The organism is Micromonospora mirobrigensis, assembly GCF_900091555.1.
GTDB classification, from domain to species: domain Bacteria; phylum Actinomycetota; class Actinomycetes; order Mycobacteriales; family Micromonosporaceae; genus Micromonospora; species Micromonospora mirobrigensis.
The window spans coordinates 1379846-1396395 of sequence record NZ_FMCX01000001.1; the positions used below are offsets into that span (position 1 = coordinate 1379846).

The following is a 16550-nucleotide window of genomic DNA, read 5'->3' on the forward strand; positions in this document are numbered from 1 at the left end:
TGTCCGGGCGACGCCGGTGGTGCTACGGGCGGTGTACGGTCGCGCCGCCCGGAGTGGCGACGAGCGCGGGGTCGGTGTGCTCCGGAGCCTCGGGCGCCGGGCCGGTGACCCGGCGTCCCACACCTTCGAGGACGTGCTTGCCGATCAGGTTCCCCGCGGGCAGCTCGATGGGGTACTCCCCATCGAAGCACGCCCGGCAGAGCCGGGTCTTCGGCTGCTCGGTCGCCGCGATGAGACCGGGAAGCGATACGTACCCCAGCGTGTCGGCGCCGATGGAGCGCCGGATGCCTTCGTTGTCCAGCCCGTTGGCCAGCAGCTCGGCCCGGGTGGCGAAGTCGATGCCGTAGAAGCACGGCCAGTTGACCGGCGGGGAGGAGATGCGGACGTGCACCTCCAACGCGCCGGCCTCGCGCAGCATCCGCACGATCGCCCGCTGGGTGTTGCCGCGCACGATCGAGTCGTCGACCACCACCAGCCGCTTGCCCCGGACGTTCTCCCGCAGCGGGTTCAGCTTGAGCCGGATGCCGAGCTGGCGCAGGGTCTGCGACGGCTGGATGAAGGTACGACCGACGTACGGGTTCTTCATCAGGCCGGCGCCGTAGGTGATGCCGGACGCCTCCGCGTAGCCGATCGCGGCCGGCGTGCCCGACTCGGGAACCGGGATCACCAGGTCGGCCTCGACCGGGTGCTCCTTGGCCAACTGCCGGCCGATCTGCACCCGCGCCGCGTGCACGTTGCGCCCGGCGATGGTGGCGTCCGGCCGGGCGATGTAGACGTACTCGAAGAGGCAGCCCTTGGGCTCCGGCGCGGCGAACCGGGCGGAGCGGAGCCCGTCGGCGTCGATCGCGATCAGCTCACCCGGCTCGACCTCGCGGACCACGCTCGCGCCGACGATGTCCAGCGCGGCGGTCTCGCTCGCCACCACCCAGCCGCGCTCCAGCCGGCCGAGCACCAGCGGACGCACGCCGTGCGGGTCGCGCGCCGCGTAGAGCGTCGACTCGTCCATGAAGACGAAGCTGAACGCGCCGCGCAACGTCGGCAGCACCTCCAGCGCGGCGGCCTCGACGGAGAGGTCGGGCCGGCCGGCCAGCAGCATGGTCACCAGCGAGGTGTCGTTGGTGGCCATGTCGGCGACCAGACCCCGCTCGGCGACCTCCTTCTGGAGCTCGGCGGTGTTGACCAGGTTGCCGTTGTGCGCCAGCGCGATGGTGGTGCCGGAGCTGGTCGAACGAATCGTCGGCTGGGCGTTCTCCCAGGTGGAGCCGCCGGTGGTGGAGTAGCGGGCGTGCCCGATCGCGACGTGTCCGCGCAGGCTGGCCAGGGTGGGCTCGTCGAAGACCTGGGCGACCAGGCCGAGGTCCTTGTAGACCACCACGCCCGATCCGTCGCTCACCGCGATGCCGGCGGCCTCCTGGCCGCGGTGCTGGAGGGCGTAGAGCCCGAAGTAGGTGAGGTTGGCGACCTCCTCACCCGGGGCCCAGACGCCGAAGACGCCGCAGGCGTCCTGGGGGCCGGGTCGCTCGGGATCAAGGTCGTGGCTCAGCCGGCCGTCGCCTCGGGGCACTGCCGCTCCCTCATGCTGGTCTGGACTGGCCTGGCGGGAGTGCCGGGGGGCGCACCACGCGGTCGGCCGGGACCACTGTCGTCGACTGACAGTGTACGCGAACCCCCGTCGATACAGAAAGTCACGATTCAACTGCTCTTTGTAGTCGAACGGGGTGACGTCAGCCCGGTTGGACCGGGAGGTAACCGGACAGGTCGGCGCGGATCCCGCTCACCCGGATCCGACCGTCGCTGACCGCTTCCGACCAGGCGAGCCGCCCGGTCGCCACGGCCAGCCAGGTCTGCGGATCCGTCTCCACCACGTTCGGCGGGGTGCCGCGGGTGTGTCGGGGACCGGGAATGCACTGAACTGCACCGTAAGGTGGGACACGCACCTCCACCGATCGGCCGGGGGCGCGCTCCACCAGGGCGGTCAACAGCGCACGGACCGCGTCCCGGAGGACCGGCCGTTCGGGCGTACGCCCCTCGTCGAGCGCCGCCAGCGCCGCCACGACCGCGGTGGACTTAATGTGCGGAGAGGACACGACGGGACGATACGACCTGAGCAGCCCCGTCGGCACGTCGCCCCTGGGTCGCGCCGATCCGGTCAGACAAGGCATAGTTGCCGACGGCGTATTCGTACCGTGATGATCCGCGGCCCGGCACCTGGCCGGCCAGGGAAGTCAGACCGGAAGGCGGTGGACGTGTCAACACACCGACGTGCCTGGAAGCTTAGGGCCGGTGTGGTCGTGGCGCTGGTGGCCGGCGCGCTGCTGACCGTCCCCGCCACACCCGCCCTGGCCGCCCCCGACGTTAACAACGTGGCGGCCTCGCCCAGCACCGTCGAGGCGGGCGGCACCGTCAAGGTCAGCTACTCGCTCTCGTTCTCCGACCCGATCGGCCCCGCCGACGTCTCGGTCACGTCCAGTGAGGGCAAGCTCAACTGCGTCGACGGCTGCGGTGGCAGCCGGGTCGACCAGAACGGCACCTTCCAGGCCACCTTCAAGCTGGCCGACGACGCTGCCGACGGCACCGCCACGATCACCATCAAGGCCACCGACTCCAACGGGCCGGACAAGCAGACCAAGGAGGCGTCGACCCAGGTCACCCTGGTCGGCAAGCCCAAGCCGTCGCCCACCCCGACGCAGGTCCAGACGGTCAAGTCGGTCTCCGGCAAGGTGGTCGTCACCGCCAACAGCGAGCCGGTGCCGAACGCCACGGTGATGCTCCTGGACTCGGCCCAGCACCGCTACCAGACCACCAGCGACGGCAGCGGCAACTTCCGCTTCGTCGGTTCGCAGTCGAACCCGATCGTCCCGGGCCAGATCCAGCTGGGGGCGAGCAAGGAGACCGTCCTCGGCACCAGGTCGATCAACGCGAGCGCCGGCCAGAGCCTGACCGGCCAGCGGATCAGCCTGGCGATCCCGGTGGAGGTCAAGCCCAGCGTGTCCGCCTCAGCCTCCGCCTCCGCCTCCGCCGCCGCGACGGCGGCTCCGGTGCCGACCGAGGAGCCCACCGAGGACACCGCCACCCAGGCCCCGGCCGCCGGGGCCGCCCCGAGCCAGCAGGCCGAGGCCGCCGCGTCCGAGTCGGACAGCGGCGGCGCGTCCTGGCTGCTCATCCTGCTCGGCGGCCTCTTCGTGGCGGTCGGCGTCGGCACCATCGTGCTGCTCTACATGAAGCGCAAGGAGAACGCCGACGACGACGGCGACGTGGACGGCCCGGCCGGCGCGGCGGCGGCCGGCGCGGTGCCCGCGGCCCGTGGGGCGTACCGGGGGGCCGACGACCAGACCCGGGTGGTGAACCGGGTCGGCGCCGGGCCGGACCCGACCATGGTCGGCGGCGCCGCGATGAGTGACGCGCCCACCATGCTCCAGCGTCCCGTCGTCGACGACGTCCCGCCGGACCCGTACGGCGCTCCCCCGCCCGCCTTCGGTGGCGGTGGCGCGGCCGGTCAGCCCGGCTGGGCCGGCGGCGGCTACGGCGACGAGGCGACCGGCCAGGGCGGCTACGGCGGGTACGGCAACGCCCCGGCCTCCGGCGGCGGGTACGGCGCCCAGGGCGGCTACCCCAACGGCCCCACCTCGGGCGGCGGGTACGGCAACGCCTCCGGCGCCGGCTACGGCAACGCCCCCGCCTCCGGCGCCGGCTACGGCAACGCCCCCGCCTCGGGTGGCGGGTACGGCGCGCCGGCCGGTGGCTACGGCGGCGGCCAGGGCGCGGGTGGCTACGGTGAGCGCTTCGACGAGCCCACCGGCCGGTACACCGGGGAGGGCACCGGGTCCTACACGCCCCCGGCGGACCCCTACCCGACCAGCACCTACCAGCCCACCGGCGACCCCGGGCACGGCTACGGCCAGGAGCCCCCGTCGTACGGCCGGGCGGGCGAACCGGGTGCCGGCGGCTACGGCACCGCTCAGGGCGCCGGTCAGGGCGCCGGGTACGGCGGCTACGACGGCGGCCAGCAGTCCGGGCCCGGCTACGGCGGCGGCTACGACCAGCAGCGCGGCGACGCCTACCCCGCCCAGGGCAGCGGGTACGACCAGCAGCGCGGCGGCTACGACCAGCGTGGTGGCTACGGCGGCGGCCAGGACGGCGGGTACGGCGGCGGGCAGCCCGGCGGCGGCTACGGCGAGGCCCCGCAGCAGCGCGGCGGTGGCTACGACGGCGCCGCGTACGACCAGCAGCAGGGCGGCGGCTACTACAACGACCAGGGCCAGCCCGGTCGCGGCCGGGCCGACGGACCGCCGCCGCAGCAGGAACGGGGCGGTCGCCGGCTGGACTGGCTGGACGACTGACCCGACGCGGGGCCGAGGCCCCGCCGGTACGCACGACGACAGCGGTGGCCGTCCCCACGGGGGCGGCCACCGCTTCTTCGTCCCTGATGGACGGACCGGTCAGGCGGCGGTGAAGACGCCCTGCCGCAGCACCGGCACCACGGTGGAGACACCCACCTGGACCGCCACCTCGACGTCCTGCGCGAAGCCCCCCTCGGTGAGCTCCCGACCGGAGACGCAGCCCCGCACGGCGGCCGGCACGTCTGGGGTGCTGGCCAGCGCGGCGAGCGTCATCGCCGCCTCCACCGAGAGCCCGCCGCGCACCCCGGAGATGGCGTCCAGCACGCAGGCCGCACCGAGCTGGTCCTCCACCGCCGGACGCAGCGACCCGTCGGGCCACCGCTCACCGGAGGCGACCACCCCGACCGGGGTGTCGGTGCCGCCGTACCCCTGCTGGCGGAGCCAACGACCCACGGCGCGGGCGTTGCGCAGGCAGGCGGCGACCACCGGAAGGCCGGTGGCGCTGGCCGCGGCGCTGATCGCCGAGCCGTTCGGGGAGGGCAGCACCAGGTCGGAGACGACCGGCGCGCGGCTCAGCGCCGCCGGTGACAGCGACCAGGGCTGCTCCGGGGTGGTCCGACGCCGGCCGACCGCCGCCACCGCACCGACCCGGCGGGCGTACTCGGCCGCCTGCTCCCCCCAGGGGAAGGGGTGCACCCGCATGCCGCGGCCGACCGCCACCTCCACGGCGGTGGTGAACGACAGCACGTCCACCACCACCAGCACCGAGCAGACGCGGCCGAGCTCCGCCGCCCCGGCCAGCCCCCAGTCGAACCGGGCGCCGGAGCCGGGCTGGCCGTAGACGGCGGCGGCCACCGCGTCAGCGCTGTTGAGACGCACCGGCTTCCGCGCCGTCAGCCGGCTCGGCGTCCGGCGGGCCGTCCCGCTCGGCCGGCGGGACCGTGCCCGGGGACCGGTCGGCCTCCGACGCGTCCGCCTCGGCGACGGCCGGCGACTCCGGCTGGTCGGTGGCGACCGGCGCGTCGACCGCGGGCGGCCCGGCGGGCTCGTCGCCCTCGACGGACCCGACCGGCTCGTCGAGCGTGACCGGCGCAGCCGGGACATCCGATTCGCGGGCCTCGTCGACCGTGGCCGTTCCGTCCACCGCTCCCGGCGCGCCGACCGTCTCCGGCCCGGTGCCGGCCGCGACCGCGGGGGCCACCGGCGCCGCGACGGCGGCGGCCGGCTGCGCGAACGCGGCCGGCGGAGTCGCCTCGGCGCCACCGAAGAGCCGGGGCAGCGTCGAGGTGTGCGCCCTGTGCAGCTCGTCCAGGCCGATCCGGAACTGGCCGTACACCTCGAGGGCGCCGCCGGCCGGGTCGGTCACACCGATGTGCTCCCACGGCACGCCCCGCTCGGCGCAGAGCGCCGTGAAGGCCTTCTCGTGGCCGCGCGGCACCGAGACCAGCACCCGCGACGAGGACTCGCTGAACAGGTAGACGAACGGCATGGTGCCGCCAGCGAACCGCTCCGGCACCACCACCCGCGCGCCGACGCCACGCCGCAGGCACGACTCCACCAGGCTCTGCGCCAGGCCGCCGTCGGAGAGGTCGTGCGCCGAACTGAGGTGACCCACCCGGGCCGCCTCGGCCAGCAGGTCGGCCAGCTGCCGCTCCCGACCCAGGTCCACCATCGGGGGTACGCCGCCGAGGTGCTCGTGGGTCACCCACGCCCACTCGGAGCCGGAGAGCTCCACGTGCGTCTCGCCCAGCAGGAAGATCTGGTCGTGGTCGCCGGCCGCCCGCGGGACGAAGCCCATCGGCACCCGCTCGGCCACGTTGTCCAGCACGCCGAGCACACCCACCACGGGGGTGGGGTGGATCGCCGCCGCGCCGGTCTGGTTGTAGAAGCTGACGTTGCCGCCGGTCACCGGGATGCCCAGCTCCAGGCAGCCGTCCGCGAGACCGCGCACGGCCTCGGCGAACTGCCACATCACGCCCGGGTCCTCCGGAGAACCGAAGTTCAGGCAGTTGGTGACGGCGATCGGCTTCGCGCCGGTCACGGCCACGTTCCGGTACGCCTCGGCCAGCGCCAGCTTGGTGCCGTGGTACGGGTCGAGGCGCGCGTACCGGCCGTTGCCGTCGACCGAGAGGGCCACGCCCAGGCCGGTCCGCTCGTCGATCCGGATCACGCCGGAGTCCTCCGGCTGCGCCAGCACGGTGTTGCCCAGCACGTACCGGTCGTACTGCTCGGTGACCCAGGTCTTGTCGGCCAGGTTCGGCGACGCGATCATGCGCAGCAGGGTCTCCCGCAGCGCGTCCGGGTTGGCCGGCCGGGGCAGCGTCTCCGCCCGGTCGGCCTGGAGCAGGATCAGGTCGGCCGGCTCGCGCATCGGGCGCGCGTAGACCGGACCGTCGTCGACCAGGGAGCCCGGCGGCACGTCCACCACCAGCTGGTCGCGCCAGGTGACCACGAGCCGACCCGGCTGGCCGTCCGGGGACGGCGCGGTGACCTCGCCGATCGCGGTGGCCCAGACGCCCCACTTCTCGGCGGTCTTGAGCACCGCCTCCAGCTTCTCCGGGGTGACCACCAGCAGCATCCGCTCCTGGGACTCGCTGGCTAGGATCTCGTGCGGCTCCATCGAGGCCTCGCGCAGCGGGACCCGCTCCAGCCAGACCCGCATGCCGGTGCCGGCCGACGCGGCGGTCTCGGTCAGTGCGCAGGTCAGCCCGGCGCCGCCGAGGTCCTGGATGCCGACGACCAGCTCGGCGTCGTACAGCTCGAGGCAGGCCTCGATCAGGAGCTTCTCCATGAACGGGTCGCCCACCTGCACCGACGGGCGGCGCTGCTCGCTGCCCTCGTCGAAGGTGGCGCTGGCCAGCACGGAGACGCCGCCGATGCCGTCCCGGCCGGTCCGGGCGCCCATCAGCACCACGATGTTGCCGGGGCCGGTGGCGTCCTTCTTCTGGAGCCGGTCGACCGGCAGCACGCCCAGGCAGAGCGCGTTGACCAACGGGTTGCCCTGGTAGCAGGGGTCGAAGACGACCTCGCCGCCGATGTTGGGCAGGCCCAGGCAGTTGCCGTAGCCGCCGACGCCGGCGATCACGCCGGGCAGCACCCGGGCGGTGTCCGGGTGGTCTGCCGCGCCGAAGCGCAGCGGGTCCATCACCGCCACCGGGCGGGCGCCCATGGCGAGGATGTCCCGGACGATGCCGCCGACACCGGTCGCCGCGCCCTGGTACGGCTCGACGAAGCTGGGGTGGTTGTGCGACTCGACCTTGAAGGTCACCGCCAGCTCGTCGGAGATCTGCACGACGCCGGCGTTCTCACCGATGCCGGCGAGCAGCCGGTCGCTCGGCGGGGCCTTCTCACCGAACTGGCGCAGGTGCACCTTGCTCGACTTGTAGGAGCAGTGCTCGCTCCACATGATCGAGTACATGGCCAGCTCGGCCTGGGTGGGGCGACGGCCGAGGATGTGCCGGATCCGGTCGTACTCGTCGTCGCGGAGACCCAGCTCGGCGTAGGGCTGGAGCTCCTCCGGGGTGGCGTCGGCGCGCCCCACGGTGTCCACGCCCGCGGACCAGTCGTCGGCCGGGGCCGCCTCGGTGCGCCGCCCGGCGTCGACCGGGCCGGCCTGCGGCACCACTGCGGTCGCCTGCGGCTCGGCCGGGACGGCGTCCGGGGTCTCCCGCACGGCCGGTTCCGGATGGGTGGTCATGACCTCTCCTCGCTGCGCTCGCTCACGCCGGGGCCCCCACCAGGTGCTTGAGCACCGAGGTGAAGAAGCCGAGACCGTCCAGGGAGGGGCCGGTGAGCGCCTCCACGGCGTGCTCCGGGTGGGGCATGATGCCGACGACGTTGCCGGCGGGGTTGGTGATCGCCGCGATGTCGCGCTGCGAACCGTTGGGGTTGCCGCCAACGTAGCGGGCGACGACCCGGCCCTCGGCCTCCAACTGGTCCAGCGTGGCCGGGTCGGCGACGTAGCAGCCCTCGCCGTTCTTGACCGGGATCAGGACCTCCTGGCCGGGCTGGAACGCGTTGGTCCAGGCGGTGCCGGCGGACTCGATCCGCAGGACCTGGTCACGGTTGCGGAAGTGCAGGTGCTGGTTGCGGGTGAGCGCGCCGGGCAGCAGGTGCGCCTCGCAGAGGATCTGGAAACCGTTGCAGATGCCGAGCACCGGCAGGCCACCGCGGGCGGCGTCGACGACGGTCTCCATCACCGGGGCGAACCGGGCGATCGCGCCGCAGCGCAGGTAGTCGCCGTAGGAGAACCCGCCGGGCAGGACGACGGCGTCCACCCCGTGCAGGTCCGGGTCGCCGTGCCAGAGTCGGACCGGCTCGGCGCCGGCGATCCGGACGGCCCGGGCGGCGTCCCCGTCGTCGAGCGAGCCGGGGAACGTGACCACACCGACCCGCGCGGTCACGGGTGCGCGCCCGCGGTCTCGTCGGTCTCGACCAGGTGGACGGTGAAGTCCTCGATGACCGGGTTGGCGAGCAACTTGTCGGCGATCTCCCGGGCCCGGTCCAGGTCCGGCTCTCCGGTGAACTCGATCTCGATCCGCCTGCCGATCCGAACCGAGGCGACGTCATCGACGCCGAGCCGGGGCAGCGCGTTTGCGACGGCCTGGCCCTGAGGATCGAGGATCTCGGGCTTGAGCATGACGTCGACGACGACGCGAGGCACTGGGCACTCCTGACTGTGTACGCAGTTGGGTGCCGGCCCGACAACGGGCGAGCGGAGCCAGCCTACCTGGCAGATACCGCCCCGGACGCACCGGCCGGGCGCGGTTCGGGCAGTGATCGGCGTAACCGGCCACGCACGGCTGCGCGGGGTGTTCCGTCCGGCGCGGAACGTGCCCGGACCAGGGCTTTCGTGGCGCTGGAGGTGGCCAAATCGTTACATCGGTCTGACTCGATCAAGGATCCGTGGCGCCCGCCACTCGATAGACGACGGTCAGTGCGGCAACCGTCCGGGAAGCCGGGGATTCGCCCCGGTCCGCCCCACCCGACCGCAACTGCGGCTTCTCGACTCCCTCGGGCCGGCCTCGGCCGGTTCGGTGCCCCCCCGCCCCGACCGGTCCGTTCGGCACCACTGCGGCCCGGCACGGCCCACCCGGTACGCGACGTCCGGCGCGCTTCGTTTCGCAGCATCCGACGGGCCGCCCACGCCCGCCGGAACGGCCCCTGGGCGTCCTGACAGCATCGGAGACGTGCTGGTGGTGACGACTGATCAACTGCCCGGCTACGAGATCCGCCAGATCCTCGGCGAAGTGGTGTCGTCGATGGCGAGGACACGGAACCCCTACCGCGAGGGGGTCAAGAACCTGCGCGGCGGCGCCTACGACCCACTGGCGCCGGACAACCTGACCCGGTGGCGGACCGACTCGGTGGCCCGCCTCGGCGAGGAGGCGTTGCGACTCGGGGCGAACGCCGTGATCGGCATGCGGTTCGACAGCCGGGACTGCGGTGAGATGTGGATGGAGATCTGCGCGTACGGGACGGCGGTCATCGTCGCACCCAAGACACCGGACGTCATGCCGGCGGACCAGCCGGCCATCGCGGCCGAGACCGCCCACGAACCGGGCTTCACCGAGGCCCCCGGCGGCATCGCCGAGCCGGCCAGCGCCCCCAACCTCACCTCCGCCCCCGACACCCCCACCCGCGGCTCCTGACCCCGGCCCCCGCCCACCGGGCCTCACCCCGGCCCCCGCCCCACCGGGCCTCACCCCGTTGATCATGAAGTTAGCGGCACTTTTGGAGATCGACATCGCCGCTAACTTCATGATCAACGCGCGGGAACCCGGGGTCAGAGGATGGGGGGTGGGGTGTAGGTGGCGGCCTGGGGGTGGGTTTCGACGATCCGGGCGATGCGGGCCGTGACTCGGGCGACCTGGGCCTCGGCGGTGCCGGTGAAGGCGGCCCGGTCGGTGACCAGGGCGTCGATCTCGGCGCGGGTCAGACCCAGCCGGGTGTCGGCCGCGAGGCGGTCGAAGAGGTCGTTCTCCGGGGCGCCCTTCTCGCGCATGGCCAGCGCCACGGCCACCGCGTGCTCCTTGATCACCTCGTGCGCGACCTCCCGGCCGACGCCCCGGCGCACCGCACCGACCAGGATCTTGGTGGTGGCCAGGAACGGCAGGAAGCGCTCCAGCTCCCGGTTGATCACCGCCGGGTACGCCCCGAACTCGTCGAGCACGGTGAGGAAGGTCTGGAACAGTCCGTCGGCGGCGAAGAACGCGTCCGGCAGGGCGACCCGGCGGACCACCGAGCAGGAGACGTCGCCCTCGTTCCACTGGTCGCCGGCCAGCTCGCCGACCATCGACAGGTAGCCCCGGATGATCACCGCGAAGCCGTTCACCCGCTCGGAGGAACGCGTGTTCATCTTGTGCGGCATCGCGCTGGAGCCCACCTGGCCGGGCTTGAAGCCCTCGGTGGCCAGCTCCTGGCCGACCATCAGCCGGATCGTGGTGGCCAGCGACGACGGGGCGGCGGCCACCTGAGCCAGCGCGGAGAGCACGTCGAAGTCCAGCGACCGCGGGTAGACCTGGCCGACGCTGTCCAGCACCCGCGCGAAGCCCAGGTGCCCGGCGACCCGGCGCTCCAGCTCGGCCACCTTGTCGGCGTCGCCGTCGAAGAGGTCGAGCTGATCGGCGGCGGTGCCCACCGGCCCCTTCACGCCGCGCAGCGGGTAGCGCTCGATCAGGTCGGACAGCCGCTCGTACGCGATCAGCAGCTCCTCGGCGGCCGACGCGAAGCGCTTGCCCAGCGTGGTGGCCTGCGCCGCGACGTTGTGCGACCGGCCGGCCATCACCAGGCCGGAGTACTCGTGGGCGTGCCGGGCCAACCGGGCCAGGGCGGCCACCACCCGGTCCCGGATCAGTTCCAGCGAGCGGCGCACCTGGAGCTGCTCGACGTTCTCGGTGAGGTCCCGGGAGGTCATCCCCTTGTGCACGTGCTCGTGCCCGGCGAGCGCGCTGAACTCCTCGATCCGGGCCTTCACGTCGTGCCGGGTGACCCGCTCCCGCTCGGCGATCGAGGCCAGGTCGACGTCGTCGACCACCCGCTCGTACGCCTCGACCACCCCGTCCGGCACCGGCACGCCCAGGTCCCGCTGGGCCTTGAGCACGGCGAGCCAGAGCTGCCGTTCCAGGCGGATCTTCTGCTCCGGCGACCAGAGGGCGGCCAGCTCGGGGGAGGCGTACCGGTTGGCGAGCACGTTCGGGATCGTCACGTACCTCAGTCTTTCACGATGGGCCCGCCCGCCAGCCCGGCGGTGCGGCCCGGCGTGGAGCCGGGCGTCCCTGCTCCCGCCTACGCCTTGTGCCCGAAATGTCGTAGCGGTCAGCGGGCCGACGGAAAGCATGTGATCATCTTTGGCATCACCGGTCCGGCGCGAGCCGACCTTCTCTTCTTCCTCAGTCGAGGACGCCCATGCGCAAAACCCCCCTCGCCGGCCTGGCCGCTCTGACGCTGGCCGGCGGCACTCTCCTCTCCGGCTCACCGGCGCAGGCCGCCGAGGCCAGCACCCTCTACGTCGCCCAGGGCTCGGCCGCCTGCTCGGACACCGGTCCGGGGACGCAGGAACAGCCGTACTGCACGATCGGCGCGGCGGCCGGGGTGGTCGCCGCCGGCCAGACCGTCGAGGTCGCCGGTGGCCTCTACCGCGAGCGGGTCACCATCGGCAGCTCCGGCACGTCCGGCCAGCCGATCACCTTCCGTGGTCAGAACGTCCAGCTGTACGGCGCGACCGCCGGCATCACCGTCGACGGCCAGCACGACGTCAGGATCCTGGGCTTCCAGGCCGTTTCGGTGAGCGCGGCTCCCGCGCTCGACCTCCGCGACTCCTCGGCCGTCACGGTCGACGGGATGCGGTTCAACATGCCGGGCGGCGCGACGGTCCCCGCGGTACGGCTCTCCGCCGTCGCCGCGTCCTCCCTCACGAAGCTCAGCGTGTACGGCAGCCCGCTGGTCAACGGCATCGCTCTGGACGCCACGACCAGCGGCGTGACGCTGACCGGCTCCACGGTCGGCGGGAGCAGCAACTACGACAAGACTCCGGACAGCTTTGGCATCCGGGTGGCTGGGGCACGAAACACGATCGTCAACAACACGGTCGCCGGCTTCTCGGATGCCGCCGTCGAGATCGAGCCCGGAGCGACGGGCACGGTGGTGGCGAACAACGCGATCTCCGGAGGCGCCGGGTACGGCATCCGCAACCGCGCGGGCACCGGCACCGCGATCACCAACAACACCGTCGGGGCACGCTGCCGCGACGGCATCCGGGTCGAGGGGGCCTCGGCCGGGGTGTCGGTGCAGAACAACGTCCTGAGGTACAACGGGGTCACCTGGTCCAACTCCTGCCACTACGCGTCCCAGCAGGGCACCGAGGTGGCGGTTCACGACGAGGCCGTCACCGACACCGTGGTCGACTACAACAACACCATTCACGGCTCGCTGCCCAGCAAGGACTACTCCTGGGGCGGCGTCCTGATGGATCTCGCCACGTTGCGCACTCGCACCGGCCAGGGCGCCCACGACCGGTCCGGGTTCTACCCGCCCGGTGGTGACGCCGACTCCGCGAACTCGGCCGCTCCCGGCTATCAGGCCACCGACCGCAGGGGCACGCCCCGCGTCGACGACCCGGATGTGGCGAACACCGGCGCCGGTCCGATCACGTATGCCGACCGGGGCGCGACCGAGCTCCTCCGGCTTTCGACCGCCGTCTTCTCCACGACGTTGGACCTCGGCGTTCGTTCGGTCACCGTCGACGCGTCCGGCTCCACGCGCGGCTCGTACCCGATCGCCTCGTACCGGTTCGACTTCGGCGACGGGACCGTGGTCACCCAGGCGTCCCCGGTCGCCACCCACCGGTACGCCACCGTGGGCGACTACCGGATCTACCTCACCGTCGTCCCGACCGCCGGTCCCACGAGCAGCTACTCCAGATACGTCAGCGTCCTGCGGCGGATCTCCACGGTGAGCCTGCTGTCAGCCGCAAACCTCCGCTACGTGCAGCCGACCTGGGCGGGCGCGGACGCCAGCCGTTTCGGGGTTGACTCGACCGACAAGTTCGACATCGCCGACGCTGGCAACGGGCAGGTGGCGATCCTTTCGCAGAAGAACCGACGGTACCTGCGAACCGACGACATCACGATGTGGTTGGACAGCTCGTCGGTGAGGGCGGAGGAACGCTTCACCATCAGCACCAACGCCGACGGCACCATCAGCCTCAGGTACGCCGCCACCGGCCGGTACGTCAGCGTCGCGAACTCCGGCGGCCTCTATCCCAACAAGACCACCATCGGCATCGCCGAGAAGTTCTACCGGGTGGGCGTCAACGACGCGAACTCCTGGTTCAAGGCGAAGGTGAACTCCCGCTACGTCACCGCCCCGTACGCCGGCCAGAGCTGGCTGATCGCCAATCGCAGCACCGTCTCCACCGCCGAGCGCTTCGACCTGGTCAACCTCGGCGGCGGCAGGTGGGCGCTCTTCTCCCGCGCCAACAACCACTTCGTCACCGCGGAGAGCGCCGGCGCCAAGCCGCTGATCGCCGCCCGCACCACCGTCGGCCTGTGGGAACGGTTCACGGTCGTGCACAACAGCGACGGCACCGTGAGCCTGCGGGCCGCCGCGAACAACCGCTACGTCAGCGCGGACAGCGCCGGCGCGAAGTCCCTGATCGCCAACCGCACCGCCGTCGGCCTCTGGGAGAAGTTCACCCTCGGCTGACCCACCCGCACCACCCGCCGCCCGCCCGGCATCCCGCCGGGCGAGCGGCGGTCCTCCGGCCACGAATCCCTGTGCAGAGACAGCACGCGGTCTGCTACCGCGACGACGCCTCCCCTCGATCGAGGAGCGCCATGCACCGATCATCCCTCGCCGGCCTGACCGCTGTCGCGGTCACCGGTGGCGCCCTGCTCGCCGCATCGCCGGCCCAGGCCGCCGACCCCACCTACCTGTACGTCGACAAGAACTCCACCGCCTGCTCGGACTCCGGCCCGGGCAGCCAGAGCGCCCCGTTCTGCACGATCGGCGCCGCCGCGGGGGCGGCGACCGCCGGGACGGTGGTCCGGATCAACTCCGGCACCTACTCCGAGCGGGTCACCGTCTCCAGGTCCGGCACGGCGGACCAGCCGATCACCTTCGAGGGGATCGGGACCGGCGCCGACCAACCGCTGATGAGGGGCGGCCCCGACTCCGGTTTCGTCATCGACGGTCAGCACGACGTCGTGCTCCGCAACCTGCGGATCGACCAGTGGGGGTGGGTCCCGGCGCTCGACGTCCGGAACGCGTCGGGGATCCGAATCAGCGGCGTCACGGCCGACAACTCGCATGCCTCCCCGGACGCCCAGGCACCGATCAGTTTCACCGCCGTCAGGGGCGCAACGGTGGAGAAGTCCTCCATCGAGTCGCCCTACGGGACCGGCGTGTGGCTGGACGCCGCCACCACGGGCGTGACCGTCACCTCCTCCCGATTCGGTGGTTCCGGCTTCAGCGACGGCCGTTCCACGGGGGTCTTGGTCTACGGCTCCGACAACAAGATCATCGGCAACGAGATGGACGCGTCCCGCGACGGGGCGATCAGCATCGAACCGGGTGCGGCCCGCACGGTGGTGGCGAACAACGTCATCGACACTCTCCTGGGCCGCCCGGCCATCGTCACCAATTCCGCCGACAGCACCACGATCGTCAACAACTCCATGACGACCAACTGCGGCGACGGCATCCGGGTCCAGGGCAACTCCTCGGGTGTCATCGTCCAGAACAACGTCATCGACAGGTCACCCGAGGGCGACGTCGGCAACGTCTACTGCGCCACGTACGGGGCGGCCATCCTCGTCGCCGGCAACTCCGCGGTGAACACGGTCGTCGACTACAACGACGTGTCCGGTCCCGCCGGCCAGGCCTACTCCTGGAACGGCACCTATCTGACCCTGGCCGCCTTCCGTTCCGCCACGGGTAAGGCCGCCCACGACCGGAGCAACCCGGCCAACCACCGGGACTCGGCGAACTCGGCCGCCCCGGGATACCCGATGACCGACCGGCTGGGCGTGGCCCGCATCGACGACCTCGGGCTGGCCAACACCGGCGCCGGCCCGATCGCGTACGCCGACCGGGGCGCGACCGAGGCCGTCCCGACTCCGTCGGCCGCGCTCGCCCTCACGGTGGACCCGGCGACCCTCTCGGTCATCGCGAACGCGGGCGCCTCGAAGCCCGGCGCCTACCCGATCGCGTCGTACCGGTTCGACTTCGGCGACGGCACGGTGATCACCCAGGCCTCCCCGATCGCCCGGCGCTACTACCCGCTGCCCGGCACCTACACGGTCTCCGTCAAGGTCATCCCGAGCTCCGGCCCGACGAGCGAGACCAGCCAGACGGTGAGCGCGCTGCGCCGGATCTCCACGGTGAGCCTGCTCGCCGCCGACAACCTGCGCTACGTCGCGCCGGCCGGCGAGCTCGTGCAGGCCAACCGGTACGGCGTGGACTCGACCGACAAGTTCGACCTGGTGGACGCCGGCAACGCGCAGGTCGCGGTCTTCTCCCAGCAGGCCCAGCGCTACCTCACCACCAACGGGTCGGATCCGCTTCGGCTCAACAGCCTTCAGGTGGGGGTCGCGCAGCGCTTCGTCCTCACCGCCGGCGCCGGAGGCACGGTCAGCCTGAAGTCGACCGCCAACGGCCGGTACGTCAGCGTGGCCACCACCGGCTACCTGTACGCGAACAAGACCAGCGTCGGCGTGGCCGAGAAGTTCCACCGGGTCGGCGTGAACGACGCGAACTCCTGGTTCAAGGCCCGGGTCAACCTGCGCTACGTCACCTCCACCTACGGCGGCAAGAGCTGGCTGGTCGCCAAGGACACCTCCGTCTCCTCCTGGCAGCGCTACGACCTGGTCAACCTCGGCAGCGGCAAGTGGGCGCTATTCTCCCGCGCCAACAACCGCTTCGTCACCGCCGAGAACGGCGGCGCGAAGCCCCTGATCGCCAACCGCACCAGCATCGGCCAGTGGGAAACCTTCACCATCCTCCACAACACCGACGGCACCGTCAGCCTGCGCGCCGCCGCCAACAACCGCATCATCACCGCCGACAGCGCCGGCACCAAACCCCTGATCGCCAACCGCACCACCATCGGCCTCTGGGAGAAGTTCACCCTCGGCTGACCCACCCGCACCACCCGACGCCCGCCCGGCACACCAGCCGGGCGGGCGTCCGCATTCCGGCCAGAGCTCGCCG

At 72.5% G+C, this 16550-nt stretch carries 10 protein-coding genes and 1 pseudogene; 4 read left to right on the forward strand and 7 right to left on the reverse strand.

Annotated features, from left to right (window positions below; all coding sequences use genetic code 11):
- Positions 1-22: 22 nt before the first annotated feature.
- Positions 23-1564, reverse strand: a complete 1542-nt coding sequence (gene purF, locus GA0070564_RS06590) for an amidophosphoribosyltransferase (protein WP_091603875.1) — start codon at positions 1562-1564, stop codon at positions 23-25.
- 160 nt (positions 1565-1724) lie between these two features.
- Positions 1725-2087 carry a sterol carrier family protein gene (locus tag GA0070564_RS06595; RefSeq protein WP_091604686.1) on the reverse strand — a complete coding sequence of 121 codons (363 nt, stop codon included), beginning with the start codon at positions 2085-2087 and terminating at the stop codon, positions 1725-1727.
- 102 nt (positions 2088-2189) lie between these two features.
- Between GA0070564_RS06595 and GA0070564_RS06600 the strand changes: the two genes are divergently transcribed.
- Positions 2190-4340: a COG1361 family protein gene (locus GA0070564_RS06600; RefSeq protein ID WP_091603879.1), complete on the forward strand. Its 2151-nt coding sequence runs from the start codon at positions 2190-2192 to the stop codon at positions 4338-4340.
- Positions 4341-4439: 99 nt separating this feature from the next.
- Here the strand turns inward: GA0070564_RS06600 and GA0070564_RS06605 are convergent, their stop codons facing one another.
- From GA0070564_RS06605 to purS, 4 genes are read right to left on the reverse strand one after another with little or no spacing between them, the layout of a single operon-like run.
- The gene (locus tag GA0070564_RS06605; RefSeq protein ID WP_425412408.1) at positions 4440-5219 is read right to left on the reverse strand and encodes a 2-phosphosulfolactate phosphatase; all 780 of its coding nucleotides are present in this window, start codon (positions 5217-5219) and stop codon (positions 4440-4442) included.
- Complete coding sequence (purL, locus tag GA0070564_RS06610; RefSeq protein WP_091603883.1) at positions 5200-8037, reverse strand: phosphoribosylformylglycinamidine synthase subunit PurL; 2838 nt, start codon at positions 8035-8037, stop codon at positions 5200-5202. The genes GA0070564_RS06605 and purL overlap by 20 nt, the downstream gene beginning before the upstream one ends.
- A gap of 22 nt (positions 8038-8059) precedes the next feature.
- Entirely contained in the window at positions 8060-8743 is a 684-nt protein-coding gene (gene purQ, locus GA0070564_RS06615) for a phosphoribosylformylglycinamidine synthase subunit PurQ (protein WP_091603884.1), read from the reverse strand.
- Positions 8740-9003, reverse strand: a complete 264-nt coding sequence (gene purS, locus GA0070564_RS06620) for a phosphoribosylformylglycinamidine synthase subunit PurS (RefSeq protein WP_091603887.1) — start codon at positions 9001-9003, stop codon at positions 8740-8742. Before purS ends, purQ begins: the two co-directional genes overlap by 4 nt.
- A 465-nt stretch (positions 9004-9468) precedes the next feature.
- Between purS and GA0070564_RS06625 the strand changes: the two are divergent.
- Positions 9469-9991: pseudogene (locus GA0070564_RS06625) on the forward strand (YbjQ family protein).
- 134 nt (positions 9992-10125) lie between these two features.
- Here GA0070564_RS06625 and purB read toward each other — a convergent pair.
- Positions 10126-11547 carry an adenylosuccinate lyase gene (purB, locus tag GA0070564_RS06630; protein WP_091603889.1) on the reverse strand — a complete coding sequence of 474 codons (1422 nt, stop codon included), beginning with the start codon at positions 11545-11547 and terminating at the stop codon, positions 10126-10128.
- A 200-nt stretch (positions 11548-11747) separates the two neighbouring features.
- Here purB and GA0070564_RS06635 point away from each other — a divergent pair, with 200 nt between their 5' ends.
- Positions 11748-14045: a right-handed parallel beta-helix repeat-containing protein gene (locus tag GA0070564_RS06635; protein WP_091603892.1), complete on the forward strand. Its 2298-nt coding sequence runs from the start codon at positions 11748-11750 to the stop codon at positions 14043-14045.
- A 131-nt stretch (positions 14046-14176) separates the two neighbouring features.
- On the forward strand, positions 14177-16477 hold the full coding sequence (locus GA0070564_RS06640) for a right-handed parallel beta-helix repeat-containing protein (protein WP_091603894.1): 2301 nt from the start codon (positions 14177-14179) through the stop codon (positions 16475-16477).
- Positions 16478-16550 lie beyond the last annotated feature (73 nt).